General features: G+C 32.3%; 15 protein-coding genes and 1 pseudogene. 7 read left to right on the top strand and 9 right to left on the bottom strand.

Going from position 1 to position 16,538, the window contains the following annotated elements; translation table 11 throughout:
• Window positions 1-106: 106 nt before the first annotated feature.
• The gene (locus tag K5781_RS03855) at window positions 107-3,130 is read left to right on the top strand and encodes a tandem-95 repeat protein (RefSeq protein ID WP_297440922.1); all 3,024 of its coding nucleotides are present in this window, start codon (window positions 107-109) and stop codon (window positions 3,128-3,130) included.
• Between the two features lie 29 nt (window positions 3,131-3,159).
• Here K5781_RS03855 and K5781_RS03850 read toward each other — a convergent pair whose 3' ends face one another.
• Window positions 3,160-3,546: a DUF126 domain-containing protein gene (locus tag K5781_RS03850; protein WP_297440920.1), complete on the bottom strand. Its 387-nt coding sequence runs from the start codon at window positions 3,544-3,546 to the stop codon at window positions 3,160-3,162.
• Complete coding sequence (locus K5781_RS03845; protein ID WP_297440918.1) at window positions 3,543-4,697, bottom strand: aconitase X catalytic domain-containing protein; 1,155 nt, start codon at window positions 4,695-4,697, stop codon at window positions 3,543-3,545. The genes K5781_RS03850 and K5781_RS03845 overlap by 4 nt, the downstream gene beginning before the upstream one ends.
• 54 nt (window positions 4,698-4,751) lie before the next feature.
• On the opposite strand from K5781_RS03845, the gene nth reads away from it, so the two are divergent.
• Window positions 4,752-5,402, top strand: coding sequence for an endonuclease III (gene nth / locus K5781_RS03840; protein WP_297440916.1), 651 nt, complete (start codon window positions 4,752-4,754; stop codon window positions 5,400-5,402).
• A 52-nt stretch (window positions 5,403-5,454) separates the two neighbouring features.
• Here the strand turns inward: nth and K5781_RS03835 are convergent, their stop codons facing one another.
• Together K5781_RS03835 and K5781_RS03830 are read right to left on the bottom strand one after the other, a co-directional pair.
• Window positions 5,455-6,150 carry a hypothetical protein gene (locus K5781_RS03835; protein ID WP_297440914.1) on the bottom strand — a complete coding sequence of 232 codons (696 nt, stop codon included), beginning with the start codon at window positions 6,148-6,150 and terminating at the stop codon, window positions 5,455-5,457.
• A 75-nt stretch (window positions 6,151-6,225) separates the two neighbouring features.
• The gene (locus K5781_RS03830; protein WP_297440912.1) at window positions 6,226-6,441 is read right to left on the bottom strand and encodes a hypothetical protein; all 216 of its coding nucleotides are present in this window, start codon (window positions 6,439-6,441) and stop codon (window positions 6,226-6,228) included.
• Between the two features lie 126 nt (window positions 6,442-6,567).
• Between K5781_RS03830 and K5781_RS03825 the strand changes: the two genes are divergently transcribed.
• Window positions 6,568-7,308, top strand: coding sequence for a hypothetical protein (locus K5781_RS03825; RefSeq protein WP_297440910.1), 741 nt, complete (start codon window positions 6,568-6,570; stop codon window positions 7,306-7,308).
• Window positions 7,309-7,402: 94 nt separating this feature from the next.
• Window positions 7,403-8,557: a glycosyltransferase family 2 protein gene (locus K5781_RS03820; RefSeq protein WP_297440907.1), complete on the top strand. Its 1,155-nt coding sequence runs from the start codon at window positions 7,403-7,405 to the stop codon at window positions 8,555-8,557.
• Window positions 8,558-8,608: 51 nt separating this feature from the next.
• On the opposite strand, the gene K5781_RS03815 is transcribed toward K5781_RS03820, so the two are convergent.
• Window positions 8,609-9,259 carry a Snf7 family protein gene (locus K5781_RS03815; protein ID WP_179371756.1) on the bottom strand — a complete coding sequence of 217 codons (651 nt, stop codon included), beginning with the start codon at window positions 9,257-9,259 and terminating at the stop codon, window positions 8,609-8,611.
• A gap of 340 nt (window positions 9,260-9,599) precedes the next feature.
• On the opposite strand from K5781_RS03815, the gene K5781_RS03810 reads away from it, so the two are divergent.
• Window positions 9,600-10,127 carry a hypothetical protein gene (locus K5781_RS03810; protein ID WP_366847873.1) on the top strand — a complete coding sequence of 176 codons (528 nt, stop codon included), beginning with the start codon at window positions 9,600-9,602 and terminating at the stop codon, window positions 10,125-10,127.
• Here the strand turns inward: K5781_RS03810 and cobM are convergent.
• Genes cobM through K5781_RS03790 form a run of 4 tightly spaced genes read right to left on the bottom strand, consistent with a single transcriptional unit; the run spans window position 10,108 to window position 12,728 of the window.
• Complete coding sequence (gene cobM / locus K5781_RS03805; protein ID WP_297440899.1) at window positions 10,108-10,878, bottom strand: precorrin-4 C(11)-methyltransferase; 771 nt, start codon at window positions 10,876-10,878, stop codon at window positions 10,108-10,110. The genes K5781_RS03810 and cobM overlap by 20 nt on opposite strands.
• Window positions 10,871-11,593 (bottom strand): precorrin-2 C(20)-methyltransferase, encoded by a 723-nt coding sequence (cobI, locus tag K5781_RS03800; RefSeq protein ID WP_297440897.1) that lies wholly within the window; start codon window positions 11,591-11,593, stop codon window positions 10,871-10,873. The genes cobM and cobI overlap by 8 nt, the downstream gene beginning before the upstream one ends.
• Before the next feature lie 36 nt (window positions 11,594-11,629).
• A complete protein-coding gene (cbiT, locus tag K5781_RS03795) occupies window positions 11,630-12,220 on the bottom strand; it encodes a precorrin-6Y C5,15-methyltransferase (decarboxylating) subunit CbiT (protein ID WP_297440895.1) in 591 nt (196 codons plus the stop codon).
• Between the two features lie 28 nt (window positions 12,221-12,248).
• Window positions 12,249-12,728: a hypothetical protein gene (locus K5781_RS03790; RefSeq protein ID WP_297440893.1), complete on the bottom strand. Its 480-nt coding sequence runs from the start codon at window positions 12,726-12,728 to the stop codon at window positions 12,249-12,251.
• 103 nt (window positions 12,729-12,831) lie between these two features.
• Here K5781_RS03790 and rqcH point away from each other — a divergent pair, with 103 nt between their 5' ends.
• Window positions 12,832-14,760, top strand: coding sequence for a ribosome rescue protein RqcH (gene rqcH / locus K5781_RS03785; RefSeq protein ID WP_297440891.1), 1,929 nt, complete (start codon window positions 12,832-12,834; stop codon window positions 14,758-14,760).
• A 380-nt stretch (window positions 14,761-15,140) separates the two neighbouring features.
• Window positions 15,141-16,538 (top strand): annotated as a pseudogene (locus tag K5781_RS03780) (hypothetical protein); the annotation flags it as partial.

Here is a 16,538-nt window from a genome sequence, read left to right as displayed (position 1 = left end):
TTCATGCCTAGATTTGTAATTAATTTATCTGACATACTAAAAATTCTAATTTCCATAAATGAGAAGTTCATGTTACAGTTATTAAATAAAAAATGTCTTTTAACTCATGGATTATGCAAAGGTCAGATTTTCTCTAATGATACTTTTGCTAGTCAGTTCTGCATTTTTCCCATCTACTCAGATGTCTTTTGCAGATCATCTTGATGATACAGTCATTACAGGTCCTACAAACGAGGAAATTTCAGATAATCATTTTGCTACTAACATAACTATTGGTCCTTCTGGAACATTAACAATCAAAGATGGCGGAACTCTAAATCTTTCTGGACAACTATTAGTTACTAATGGCGGGACATTAATCATTGAAAATGGTGGAACACTAAGACTTTACAATGATCTAATACAGCCTCTTAATTTAGCGGCAGTTTCTCAAGGAGGAAATGTTGTTCAATATGGAGCATTGGTTGTTGATAATCCATCTGCAGTTGTAGCAAATTCTGGTCCAGCAAGTCAATGGTTCCTTGCATGTGGTGCAACACAATCTTTTGCAGGAGCAGGTTTTCAAGGAAATATTGAGATAGAAGATCCTTGTCTTTCTGCACCAATAGCAGGAGATGATACAGATTCAGTAGACGAAGGCGGAACAACAACAACTAACATTGTATCTAATGACTCAGATGCAGATGATGGTCTTGATTTGTCATCAATTACAATAACTAGTGGACCAACCAATGGTGCACTTGTAGATAACGGAGATGGAACTATTGATTATACACATGATGGTTCAGAAACAACATCTGACACTTACACTTACACAATTGATGATAATTCAGGAGAAACATCCAATGAAGCAACCGTAGATATCACAGTTATCCCAGTTAACGATATTCCAGAAGCACAAGACGATACAGATTCAGTAGACGAAGGCGGAACAACAACAACTAACATTGTATCTAATGACTCAGATGCAGATGATGGTCTTGATTTGTCATCAATTACAATAACTAGTGGACCAACCAATGGTGCACTTGTAGATAACGGAGATGGAACTATTGATTATACACATGATGGTTCAGAAACAACATCTGACACTTACACTTACACAATTGATGATAATTCAGGAGAAACATCCAATGAAGCAACCGTAGATATCACAGTTTACTTGATTAACACTCCACCAACTTTAGATGATCTGATTGAACCACCCGCAATTCTTGAAGATGCTCTGATACAGATAGTAAATCTATCTGGAATTACTGCCGGTAATGGCGAAGTCCAGACTCTTACAGTTATAGCTACTTCTGATAATACTGCACTGATTCCAGATCCAATCGTTACTTACAATTCTCCTGATACTACAGGTTCATTATCTTATGCCCCAGTAGCTAATGCAAATGGTGAAGCAGAAATAACAGTAACTGTTTCAGATGGAATTGATTCTACAGAAAAATCATTTACAGTTATAGTTATCCCAGTTAACGATATTCCAGAAGCACAAGACGATACAGATTCAGTAGACGAAGGCGGAACAACAACAACTAACATTGTATCTAATGACTCAGATGCAGATGATGGTCTTGATTTGTCATCAATTACAATAACTAGTGGACCAACCAATGGTGCACTTGTAGATAACGGAGATGGAACTATTGATTATACACATGATGGTTCAGAAACAACATCTGACACTTACACTTACACAATTGATGATAATTCAGGAGAAACATCCAATGAAGCAACCGTAGATATCACAGTTATCTCAGAAAATGATACTCCTGTTGCCACAATTATTTCTCCACTTGATAATGATGTCTTCATTTTGGGAGAACAAATTGACTTTGTAGGAACTGCTACTGATTCTGAAGATGGAGATATATCTTCTAGTTTGGAATGGTTTAACGGCTATGCTGGTTTATTAGGAACTGGTCCTTCACTTTCACTTTCCAATCTTCCTGAAGGAGTACATGAGATTACTTTACAGATAGTTGATTCAGTAGGTTTAGTGGATCAAGACATTATTACAATAACAGTACAAATTGATTTTGAAAATCAGTTGTTTTGTGACGACTTGACTATTGCCGAACTAGAAAAGAAAGCATTGAAAGGAAAATACAATTTGATTGACAATAGAGGTGGTTTGAGTGATACACTGATAGGAACCGATAAGGCAGATCTTATTCTTGCTGGAGACTATGGAGATATTGTAAAAGCTAAAGCAGGAAATGATTGTATTATTGGAGGTTCTGGAAATGATGATCTTAGAGGACAAGCAGGCAATGATGAGATATTTGGATTAGGTGGAGATGATATGATTCGTGGCAATGATGGCAATGATACCCTTGATGGTGGAAGTGGTGGTGATATCATAAAAGGAGATGAAGGAAATGATAGAATTAATGGAAATGATGGACATGATGAACTCAATGGAGGAGATGGAAATGATACTATCAACGGAGGTTCTGGAAATGATGAGATATTTGGAAAAGATGGAAATGACAAACTTGATGGTGGATTAGGTACTGATACTATCAACGGAGGTTCTGGAAATGATGAGATCAAAGGCGGTGACGGCGATGATACTATCCTTGGAGGTTCTGGAAATGACAAACTTGATGGTGGAAATGAAGACGATATAATCACTGGCGGTGCAGGAGATGATCACATCAAAGGCGGTGACGGCGATGATGAAATCACTGGCGGTGCAGGAAAAGATAAGATTGATGGTGAAAATGGTTTTGATATTTTACTTGGAAATGGAGGAGATGATCACATCAAAGGCGGTGACGGCGATGATGAAATCTTTGGAGGTTCTGGAAAAGACAAGATTGACGGCGATGATGGTAATGATACCATCAAAGGTGGCTTAGATAATGATGAACTCAAAGGCGATGATGGTAATGATACTATCCTTGGCGGTGCAGGAGATGATCACATCAAAGGCGGTGACGGAAATGATGATCTTAGAGGACAAGCAGGATTTGATACACTAAAGGGAGAAAAAGGAATTGATTCCCTGAATGGCGGTGCTGATGAGGATACATGTTATGAAGACAGTGACGATACTCTGAAAAATTGTGAAATTATAAAGTCTCATCATGATAAGAAAGACAAAAAGAAAGATGATGATTAATCAAATCTTTAATTTAGATTAAATTTTTTTTAAACTGAAGTTATTGGTGTTGATGATTCAGTATCAATTAAAATTTTCATACCTGTTTTAAATGAATTAAATTCATTTTCTGAAATAATCAAAAGTGGAATATTTGCCAAAGCACATCCTGTTGCTACTGTTAGATCAGCTTTCTTACAAACCATTGCAAGAGGTGCAGAATTATTTGATTTTATTGAATAAATTGTATATGCTCCAACACTGCTTCCTACACCACTTGGAAATACAAGAATTGAATCTTTAATTGATTTGTCAAACAGGTCGTGATTTTTATCGCTAATTATTCCAGATTTTTTTTCTACTGTACCCAAAAAATTAATCGGATTTTCAGATTTTAAAACAATACCTTGAATTTTTCCTTTAACAAGTACTTTCATGATGTTTCATCTTTAATTATTTGTGATAATGATTTTAAATTGACATTCACACCATTAGAATTTTTTAAATAAAATGCACCTTTGATACTATTTGTTGTAACTGCATCAACACTTTCTTTGTTAATTAACGGAGTTAAACATGTACAACAATCAGAAAGAATTTCACATCCTGCACGTTCAAGCTCATTTGTATAACCAATTTTTTTAGCTTGTTCCTTAATGGTTCTGGGAGTAAACACCATACATCTTTTCTTAAATGATCTCCCTTTGAGCTTGTTTGTCAAATCAGCAATCTCTTCTAAACCTAATTGAGGACTTCCAAGTGTTATGATATCTCCTTTTTCTGCTGTGTTTAATTCATCATGAACGTTTTGCATCTCTTTTTCATCAAAATCTATTTTTTCACAATCAGATTCTCCCTCACCAAACAAGAATTTTGCACATGTTCCTGAAGTACCCATGCCTCCACACATGGCCTTACATTGACGCGTATCCATTTCCCCAAGCCCTGAAATATTTACTGATGTATCTCCCACTTTGCCTGCAAAAAACCCAAGCATACCATATATCAATTCATTGGGACTGCTTACTTTCATTCTAATTGTTATGTTAGGAGAGTCTTCTTTTCTTAAAGAAGAATATGGACTTTTTCCAGTTATTGCACTTGCCAAAGCACTAAATGCACTTTCTTTGTTTGTTTTTAGATTGTCATATGAATTTGCATGAATTGCAGCATTACTTTCTGCAAATGCAACCTGTGTACCATTTTCTGGAATATCAAAAATCTCATATGGTATACAAGAAAATGATGGAATAACCCCCATTGTTTCATATGATTTTTTTATTGATAATTGTTTTGAAATGAAATTATTATCTAAATTGTAGTTTGATACATTATCAATATCAAATCCCATTGGATTTAATGTTGTTTTTACTTTAACTCTTGCATCTTTACTAATATTTGATAAAAATTCTTCACCTGCATCTCCGATTGTATTATAATTTACTCCAGAAAGATGTACCCATTTTACAGGAACTAATTTTTCTGCATCAGTTGCTTCACCAGTAGCAGATAAAATTCTGTATGCCATTTCCATAGTTTCTCCCTGTTCTCCTTTCAATGCAGATTCTTCTTCTTTAGTTAATTCCAATACAATGAGTTGAAAATTACAGATATAATACTTGTACGTAGAATCTCATGTAACATGAAAAAAATTCTTCTTGGCATGACAAATACAATGAATTCTGTAAAACCACCAAGAATGACTGCACTTAGAGAACTACATGAAGCTGAAACAGGTGGTCCATTTAGTATACTCATTGGGACGATACTTTCAGCTCGAACAAAAGATGAGAGTACTACCAAAGTAGTCAAGGCTTTATTTTCTAAATACAAAAATGCAAAAGAGCTAGCAAATGCTAAACTAAAAGATGTGGAGAAAATTATTCGGCCTATTGGCTTCTATCATGTAAAATCAAAGAGAATTATTGAAGTTGCAAAAATCATTCATTCTCAGTTCAAAGGAATTGTGCCTGATGATCTTGAAACTTTGGTAAAACTACCTGGAGTTGGAAGAAAGACTGCAAATTGTGTTCTAGTTTATGCATATGAAAAACCTGCAATTCCTGTTGATATTCATGTTCATAGAATATCAAACAGATTAGGTTTGGTAGATACTAAAACACCAGAAGAAACAGAACAAGAACTAATGAAAAAAATCCCTAAAAAATTTTGGATTGATATTAATGATACATTTGTTATGTATGGACAAAATATCTGTAAACCAATTTCACCAATGTGTGATGTTTGTAAAATAAAAAATATCTGCAAGTTTTACAAACTAAATAAAACATAGTTTGAGTATATTATTAAAAATAATAGAATTAGTTGAAATTAAAAAAATCCGATCAACTAATTGTAATGGTCCATTTGACAGCTAAACTATCTCCATCAGAGACTGTTACACCGCCACCAGATAGGTCTTGGATTGCAAACATCTCAAATTGAGTTCCTACAGTTCCCATGGTTGCACATTCACCGTTTGCTGTTTGTGCTGAAGTATTGCCATTGAAGATTGCTGATTGAGTTACAGTAGTTGCATTGCTTGAACTAAATTTGAATGTGTCAGATCCTACATCTAGCTCAACTTGTGTACCTGCTCCTACATTTGTAACAGTAACATCTGGAACTACATTCTTTCTTGCCATCTCACCATCAACACCTGAGCTTGCACATGTACCAGGAGTATCTGCATCTAATTCTACGTCATCTGCACCTGCACCAGCAGTACCATTTCCAATTCCGATCCATGTAAATGCAGCAGTATTTCCACAATCACCATCGGTAGTTGTAGCAAATAATATTGCACCAGCACAATCAGTTCCGTCATTAACAACGACGTTGTCAGTTTGGAGGTATGCTTTTACATTGTTTTCACTGTCGTATGCAGTATATTCAAAATGTCCTAGCATTTTCATTCCTTCTTGTGATTGAGGAATTGAAGCCATAGCCATTGGAGATGATGATACACCAGATAGACCGTATGTTGTCATAGCTATTGCAAAAATACCTGCAAATAGAGCTATGCTCTTTGTTCTATTCATTGTAATGTCTATTCTTTGCTAGATTATAGGTATCGTGGCAAAATATCACTAACTAACAGATCCACTTTGGCACTTTTAGGGTGATTTGAGTCCTATTCTTTCTGTTAATTCTACAGAAAATTCTGTACCTACTGATTCAGATTCCTCAGGAACATTTTCTACAGAATCTGTTTCTAAATTTGGAATCTCTTCAACTATTTTGTCATTAATTGATTCAGATGATGATAATCCAATTCCTATAATTATTATTATAACTCCAACTACAATAACAATTCCTACACCTTTATTCATAATTTCAAATTCATTTAGAACTCTATAAACCTGTCTAGAAAAAGAATTATTTTTTATAGTTCTCATGAAATAATTTAGTAAATGATTTTCAGATTATCTATAATTATTTTTATCCTTTTTTTTTCAATGACATTGTTTTATGGTAATGTCTTTGCATTGTCTGATCCAATTCTAATTTCAATTTCACCTGAAATGAAAAATATAGTTCTTGATGGTAAATGGACATTTTTCTCAGAATGGAAACCAACTAGCTTATCATATATCGTTAATGATGACAAACAAATAATACTTAGAACTGCACATTATGAAAATTTTATTTATATTTTTATAGATTCTGTTAATGATTTTACTTTAGATCATGAACTTGATACGGCAATAATTTGTTTTGATGGAGAAAATAATAAAAATAAAATACCTGATCAAAATGATTTTTGTTTCTTATCTACTTTGGGAAATAGCCACGGAATTATTTATCAAGGTAATTCCACAAATGTACATTCAAATTACTTTCAAAAAATTTCTGCCTCTAGTAATTTTATTGCAATAAGTACTGTATCTGATGAAAATGATCGGTATACAGATATTCCACATCCAGGTTTTGAATTCAAAATCCCTACAGATATAATTCAACGTTCAGATAATTATGGATTTTTTGTATCAGTTTATGATTCAAGTTCAAATATTTTTTTTACCTATCCTGAAATACTTCAAGATGACATCTCAGTAATTCCGTCCCCTCAAAAATGGGGTGATCTCATCTCTCCTGACAAATCATTACCTGAGTTGCACTATCCAATAATGATTTTTCTAATAGTGATGTCATCATTAATCATTTTTCAATCAAAATTATCTATAGCAAAATTTTAACTCCATTCTTAACAAATTTGCATAAACATAAAATTATTTGAGCATGAATTTTATTATAAATTAATATTCATTTGTTTCTGGGTATGATTGAAGTATGACGCATAAAAATCCTCAAATTTCCATTATTTTGCCAACATACAATGAATCTCAAAATATTGTAAATATTTTAAAATCAATTCATGCAAATATTCCAAAGGGAATCTACGCTGAAACAATAATTGTTGATGATAATTCTCCGGATGGAACAGGAAAAATTGTGGAAGAGTATATATCAAATTTTAAAAAAATTGCCGAAAATACTATTGCTATCATTCACAGAACAGCAAAAAATGGACTTTCTTCTGCAATATTAAATGGAATACAAAATGCAAAAGGTGAAACAATAGTTGTAATGGATTCTGATTTCTCACATCCACCACAAGTGCTTCCAAAAATGATTGAAGCATTCAAGCAATATCAATGTGATCTTGTTGTGGCATCACGATATATTACAGGAGGAAAAATTCATGGTTGGACAACAAAAAGAAAACTAATGAGTAAAGCTGCAACAATTATTGCAAAGCAAGGGTTAGGTGTAAAAACAAAAGATCCAATGTCTGGATTTTTTGCTTTTAAAAAAAATATCATTAAAGGATTAAACTTTGATGCACTAGGTTACAAAATTCTTTTAGAAATCCTTGTAAAAACAAAAGGGATTAACATTAAAGAAATTCCATACACTTTTGAAAATAGACAGTTAGGTTCAAGTAAACTAGATTCATCAACAATTATTGATTATTTTAAATCTGTCTGGAAATTATACAAAAATGGAAAAACAAAAACCATAAATGAAAAACGTAATTCAGTTCACTTCCTTTCAAAAGCTGCTAGATTTTTTACTGTAGGTGCTTCTGGATTTGTTGTAAATTATATAATTTCTATGATTTTGACATCCAATTTAATTGAAATGTGGTATTTACACGCAAATATTTTTGGAATCGTTGCATCCATTTCAACTAATTTCACTCTAAATAAAATTTGGACATTTGAAGATAAAGATTTTTCACGAAAGAAAACATTAACACAATATGGTAAATTTGGTTTATTTAGCTCATTAGGTGCACTTGTACAACTTGGTATGGTATTTTGGCTAGTTGATTCTTATGATATTGCATACCCTCTTGCTTTAATCTCTGCCATTGGAGTTGCAGCATTTAGTAATTTTATCTTAAACAAAAAATTAACTTTCAAAGAAAAACTTTGGAATTAATCTGTTTTTTATAATTAAAACAAAAAGAATGAACTGTTCGTCCTAATCTGTCTACTCAAAAGTGGAAGTAGAGGATTGTGACGAAAGTCCAGTTGAAGATGGAACAGATGGGAATTTGTCTCCTATCTGTTGCTCAGCTACTGCAGATGCTTCTTGAAGAATCTTTTCTGTTTCTTCACTTGAAACATCAGACTCCATGCTAAATGAGTCTCCTGCAAGTGAATCCATCATAAGTCCATTAAGTGTCTGGGTCATACTATTCAATTCTGAATCAGCTTCTGGCATGAATCTTCCTAGCGATGACTTCAATCCCTTCATTGTAGACATTGCTGGTCCAATTGCTACCATAGCATCACCAAGATCATGAATAGTTGTCAGTCTTAGTTGGACTTGTTCTAATGACATTCTTGCGTTGCCGAGCATCTTTGTAACTTTACGAATTTCAGCTAATTCGTTGGACAAAACTCTACTTGTGCTAGTATCATGTTGCTGCATTGCAGTCACGACTCTCTGAAAGAGTTGCGCATCTCTTTCATGCAGTTTACCTAACATAGAGTCCATTTTTGAGATCTGGACTTGTAGTTTGTTTACTGCAGTCTGAATTCGTGGTTTTAATGCACCTTGAGGCTTTACTGCTTCACGGAGTTTGCCAGTTACACTTTGGGTCTCTTGTCGAGCCCAAGTCTTATCGAAGTTTGGCATGGTTGGTAGTTTAGAAATTTAGTCTTAATGGAGGGTGTGTATTTAGATCGACTTTAGAGTAAATTTAGCTAACAAACATTACCTTTGATTTTTTACATAATTTATGGCCAAGATTGTAGTTTTTGATTCGGGATTAGGTTCATTATCTATAATCAAAGCAATTCAAAAAATTTCCAAATCTGATATTATCTATTTTGCAGATCAAGAAAATTATCCATACGGAAACAAATCAAAGATCCAACTATCAAATATTATTCAAAACTCTATCAAACTATTACAGAAGAGGTTCTCTCCAGATCTTGTAGTTGTAGCATCAAATACACCTAGTTTAATATTGAATTTGACAACAAAAAAAATAATTGATGTAAAACCACCATTAATTATTGCTAAAAAAAAATCTAAAACTAAACAAATTGGAATATTGGCTACAAAAAGTGCAATTAACAGTAAAGGCTTAACTCAATATATCAAAGCCAATCATTTTTCTAATAGTTATAAGTTTTTTAAAATTAATGGATCAGAACTTGTTGAATTAGTAGAATCTGGAAAATTTATTTCTAATAAAAAACATTCTCAAAAAATTATTAAAATGGTTTTAGATAAAAAATTAAATCAAATTAATATTGACACAATAACACTGTCAAGCACACATTTACCATTTATAAAATTTTTGTTAAAAAAACAATATCCAAAAATAAATTTTATTGATCCTGCAGATCTAGTTGCAAAAAAGATTTTCATAAAAATAAAAAACAAACAATCTAAAAGAAATACATTAAAAATTTTTGCAACAGGCAATGTAAAGCTATTTCAAAGAAAATTAAATAAAATTAATATAAAAAATAAAGTTAATCCGATTTCTTTTTAGCTTTTCTATAACCATGACTAAATTTTTTATCGTATAACTTAGAATACTCATATGTTTTTGGATCTATTACATCACTAATTATTACAATTGCAGTTCTTGTAATTTTTTCATCTTTGATTTTTTTTGCAATATCTCCAAGTGTTCCTTTAATTATTTTTTGATCTTTCCAACTTGCTCTATAAACCACTGCAACAGGTGTAGATTTTTTATATCCACCTGCAACTGCTTCAGTAACTAAATTAGAAATCAACTGAATGCTAAGATAAAAAATTAATGTTGCTTTATGTTTTGCAAGCTCAGAAATTTTCTCTCGTTTTGGAACTTTGGTTCTAGATTCTGCTCTTGTAACGATGATAGTTTGAGTAACTCCAGGAAGTGTCAATTGCATTCCAAGCGCAGCGGCTGAAGCTAAAAATGCTGTAACACCAGGAACAACAATTGACTTGATTCCTTTTTTTTCTAGATTGTCAATTTGTTCTTTGATTGCACCATAAATTGAAGGATCTCCATCATGTAATCTAACTACAAGCTTGTCTTTTTTTGCATTTTTGTATAACAGATCAAAAATTTCTTCTCTAACTAATTTAGCTGCATCATACAATTTTCCTTTTTTACACAACTTCAAAATTGGTTCCGGAATTAAAGAACCTGAATATACAACAACATCTGCTTTTTGAATTAATTTTTTAGCTTTAATAGTAATGAGTTCAGGATCACCTGGACCACATCCAACAAAAAATACGTCAGACACGTTTGACCACCAAAATTGAAAAATATTTTGTAGTTAAAGATGAATCATTTACTTCACCCAAAGTCATTTTTCGAATTATCTCATTTTCTGTTCCAAGATCTTGCCCAATTGCAAAAATTGAATTATCTGGGAATCCTGATTCCTTTAAGACTTCAATTACTTGATCAAAATATCGTCCGTCTTTAAGAAAGATCATTGATTCAGAATTTTTTGCAATCTCTTTCACACTTGATAAATCATAACAAGATGGGATAATGGCAACTTTTTCTGCTCCTTCTGCAATACTAACACCCACTTTTGATGCAAATGTAAACATTGACACAATTCCAGGAATTACAGAAATGTCCATGTCAGGATAATTCTCTGTGAGATCTTTATGCATGTATATCCAAGTACTATACAAGAATGGATCACCTACTGTAAGATATACAACATTTTTTCCAGTGAGAACTGTTTCCGCCATTATTTTTGCATTTTTCTTCCATGTTGCTTCAAGAACATCCTTGTCTTTAGTCATTGGAAAAATTAGTTTTACAATCTCTTGATTTTTAGATTTATCAATAATGGGAGATACAACTGCAAGTGCAATACTTGGTCTATCTTCTTTTGATGCAGGACACATAATGATATCTGCATTCTGAATTGCCTTTACAGCTTTTACAGTAAGTAGATCAACATCCCCTGGACCTACTCCAATTCCAATCAATCCAGGCATGAAGAATATGATTTTCTCCCTAATTAAAAATCTAGATTAGATTTTAGTAGCAGAAATGATTGTAACCGGATTTCTTGCAAGCATCATTGTTCCTGTACTAGTTTTTCTACTCTTAGAAATGGTAACTTGAGTGATATCTACAGATTCAAATTGTAATCTGTTTAATGCTTGTAAAACTGAATAGAGTGTTTCAATCAATATTATTCCAACCACTATTCTTCCACCAGATTTTAGTTTGTTCTCAGAAAGCTCAACAATTTCCTTTGTGTCTCCGCCTGTCCCCCCAATGAAAATAGTATCTGCTTCTTCAAGTTTCAAAATTGCTTCTTTAGCATTTCCATGGATTAGAGAAATATTTGTAACATCAAATTTTTTCATATTCTTTTTGGTTAACTCAATTGCATTTTCATCATAATCAATAGCCAATACTTTACCTGATGATTCTATTTGAAGTGCAGCTTCAATAGAAATTGAACCACTTCCACATCCTATATCATAAATAATTTGACCTGGTTTTAGTCTAGCTTTACTAATTTGAACAACTCTTATCTCTTCTTTTGTAATGGGAACTTTTTCTATCCTCTCAAATTCTTCATCAGGAATACCAGGTGTTTTAAATTTCCACATTTGTTACTACCGTTTTTAATTTTCCAAGTTAAATGTTAATTCCATTAGAAACATTTCCAATATTTACTAATGTGTAACTTACTATCCATGAAAATAGGTATAAGAAAACATAGCTGCCAATTGCTTGTGTAACAATTTTTTTCCTATCTGAGGATGGTAATTGCATTTTCATACTTTTTGCAACAATTATAGTTGCAAAAAAGATTATTATCATAAAACCAATAGATGCCCATCTTCTATCTTCGCCTTCAATATCATCAAAGATGAATGTAGCTGAAGTACCTGCAATAATAGCTAAAGCAACTCGTAACCAAAATAACTTATTTAATTTCTTATCTTTTTCACTTTTCTCAGCAGCACTTACTGGTGGATCATTTGAAGGAGTTTCTGGAATAGGTTCAGATTTTTCTGTTTCAGGAATATCCGTAGGCATATCTTCTACTGATTCTTTTTTTGAATCATTAGGATCAATTGTCGGTTGAGATTTTTTCTTTTTGAATTTTGCCAAGTAAATTTCTAGCGTGTCTCAAGCAAACCATGTTTAATATCTTTGGTCAGTATTTGTGAATATCAAAGCAAGAGTATAATTTTAGACAAAAACCATGATGATTATGGCATTATCTGGTATCGAATTACGGTATTTAGTTGATAAAATTTCAGAACAAGTTCAGGGTTACTATATTAGCAATATTTATGGAATTACAAAAGATAGTATTCTCTTCAAACTACATCATACTGAAAAAAGCGATCTCTTTATGATGATATCAATCTCTGGGGTTTGGTTAACTGCAGTAAAGATAGATCAAATGGAACCAAACAGATTGCTCAAAAGATTACGAAATGATCTTTTGAGATTAAAATTAAAAAAAATTGAACAAATCGGAGCTGAAAGAATAGCATATTTTACGTTTGAAGGATTTGGCAAAGAGTTTGTATTGGTAGGGGAATTCTTTGGGGATGGCAACATTTTACTTTGTAACAAGGACATGAAAATTCTTGCATTACAACATTCTATAGATGTAAGACATAGAAAACTAAGAGTCGGTCTAGAATATACACAACCACCAAGTGGCAGTCTTGATATTTTTAACATTAAAGAATCAGACTTCGATGAATTAAAAACTACAGATTTAGTTGCAGCAAAATGGTTTGGAAGAACTTTGGGTTTACCCAAAAAATATGTTGAAGCAGTTTTTGAAATTGCAAAAGTTGATGGGAAAAAAATTGGAAATTTATTGACTAATGAAGAAATTCAAACAATTTTTGAAACTGTAAAGAAAATTGTTTCAGATGTGGTTTCTGGAAATCATGATGCTGTGATCATTAGAAATGAAAAAACTGAAGTTCTTCCTGTCAAATTAGGAAAACTAGAAGGAGAAATTACACCAGTAAATAGTTTCATTGAAGGACTAGATACTGTATTTACTGAAAATATCATAACAAAAGGAAAATCAATCCAAACAAGTAGTTCAGATAAAAAAATTAAGGAACTACAAACACAAATCTCTGAACAAGAAAAAGCAATTGAAACAGTAAAAGAAAGATCTAAGAATATCACAAATGTTGCAAATTCCATTTTTGAAATGGTATCAAAAGGAGTTTTATCGATAGAGGATACTACAGCTCAAGAAATACTAGCAAATAATAATGCAAAATTGGTTAATGAAAAAGGAATTTCATTAATAATTGTTCAAGATGAAAAAATAAAGATTAACACTAAATCTCCACTCCAATCAATTGCATCAGTATTATTCAATGAAGCAAAAAAACAATCAGCAGCAATTCCTTCAATTCAATCTATTAAAGAAAAAACAGAGAAAAAATTGGAAAAATTTGAGAATAAAACAGAATCTGAAAAAGATTTGATTGTAGTTTCAGAAATTAGAAAAAAAAATTGGTATGAAAGATACAGATGGTTCTTTACAACTGATGGGTACCTTACTGTTGGTGGAAGAGATGCAGCATCAAATTCAGCTGTAATCCGAAAACATTTAGCAAAAAATGATAAAGTATTTCATGGTGACATTTTTGGTTCACCATTTTTTATTTTAAAAGATGCTGATCATGCACCTGATTCAAGTATGAATGAAATTGCACATGCAACAGTTTGTTTTAGTAGAGCTTGGAGAGAAGGAATGTATGGTGTAAGTGCTTATTGGGTTCATCCAGATCAAATAAAAAAATCTGCACCTAGTGGAGAATTTTTACCTAAAGGATCATTTACTATTGAAGGACAAAGAAATTTTATCAAATCTGAAACTCTTAGACTTGCAGTTGGTATCATCAAGCAAGATGATGATTATATTTTAGCATGCGGTCCACCAGAACCCATTAAAAAATATTCTATCTTGTATGCAATAATTGAACCACACGGATCAGAAATGGTTGAAACAGCTAAAAAAATTAGAATTGAATTTTCAAAGTTAGAAGAACCAATTGCAAAAAATATTCCAATAGATGATTATGTACGTACATTACCAGCTGGTAAAAGCCAAATCATCAAAGTTGAATACGGCGATGCAATTCCAATTCCTTTGTAATTATTAGAAATTTTTAGATTTACAATTTTTATGTGATTATTTTATTAATTCATAACTTATCATTTCTTAAAATTTGATTTACATTTTTTCAATATTTTTCATGAAAAATATCCCAAAAATCGTGATCCAAATTGGATCAATCTATTTTCTTAATTTCCATCATGGAATAGATCTTTTACGCAGATTTCCACCTTCTTTATCGGTTTTTGTGAATGATTTTTTGTTGGTGTAGAAGAAGATGAGGTGTTTACCTTAGACTATCCTATGGATAGCATTATTGGATTTTTCGATCCTCTAGAGAATTCTCTACACCAAATTCTTGCAAATCAAATTCTACACCAAGAAATTTTTGCAAATTTTTGTGTGGAGGGAACTCTTAATTGAAATCTGCTTTCTCTCTAATCGCAATTCTATTTTTATTGACATCTGGCATTCCCTTTGGATTTGCTGAATCACCATCGGTTGATTCTCCATATGAACAATCAGAAATTGTTTCATCTACACCAAAAGAATCTAGAACAATTTCAATTTCATTAGAAGAATCAATTGGAATAAAATCAAATCCACCACAGAAAAAAAATTCTGAAGTTAACTCTAATACTGTTTCAGAATCAGGACATTCAAAGACAAACATCAGTCTTTCAGAAGATTTGAATTTAATTTCTTCAGCCCTTGAAGAATCTGTTTTGCATATTACATTTATTTCACAACCACAAGTAATAATTGAAAGAATCACACAAACTGATAAAACTCGTGACGATAGAAAAAAGAATTCAAAGATTGAAACATTATATCTTGATGACTCTCATGATCAATATTCTTCTGATGTTTTGATCTCAATCCCAACAAATATTTTAGAAACATCATTCTTTTCTGATCCATTTAATTTTGTTTCAATAAATCAAATTGATTTTGACTATGTTATTAATTCTCTAAATGTTTTTGATAAATCATTTACAAACACTCTTGATTCTTTTCCTATTTTTGATCTATCTTTTGTCTCTGATAATTCTTTTATCATAATTATTTTTACTCCACTTGTTTTCTTTTTATTTATTTTTGCTGAAGATGTTAAATTTAAATTCGAAAAAATCCGTCCATTACTATCTTTTGTTTGTGTTTTCATTATTTTATCAACTGTTATTGTAACTCCATATTCTATTTCATCAAGTTATTGGCCTGAAGCTTATGCTGATACTGGTGATTTAGATCAAAACATTTCTGATAATACAACTGCCTCAACAGACAACACCTCATCTTCTTCTACACCAGCTGAAGATACAGAAACTGTTGAGGATTCAACATCTGATAGCACTGATGCCTCAGTAGGCTCAACCTCATCTTCTTCTACACCAGCTGAAGATACCGAGTCTACTGAGGTTTCATCTTCTACTCAACCAACTGCCTCAACAGACAACACCTCATCTTCTTCTACACCAGCTGAAGATACAGAAACTGTTGAGGATTCAACATCTGATAGCACTGATGCCTCAGTAGGCTCAACCTCATCTTCTTCTACACCAGCTGAAGATACCGAGTCTACTGAGGTTTCATCTAATCAAACATCGATCAACACATTAGTTGGTAACAATGTCACATCAAGCCTAGTACCGATCAACAATTCAACTGATAACCAAATTACTACAAACCAGAATTCAACTGAAATTATTCTTGTAAACTCCACAGAAACAACCATTCCTGTCAACGGTACTATCTCAGGCACAAACTCCACAGAAACAACCATTCCTGTCAACGGTACTATCTCAGGCACAAACTCC

The sequence above is a fragment of the Nitrosopumilus sp. genome, from assembly GCF_025699255.1.
In the GTDB taxonomy this organism is placed as follows: Archaea; Thermoproteota; Nitrososphaeria; order Nitrososphaerales; family Nitrosopumilaceae; genus Nitrosopumilus.
Note: the sequence above shows the minus strand (reverse complement) of the source record. Positions and strands in the feature narration are given on the sequence as shown.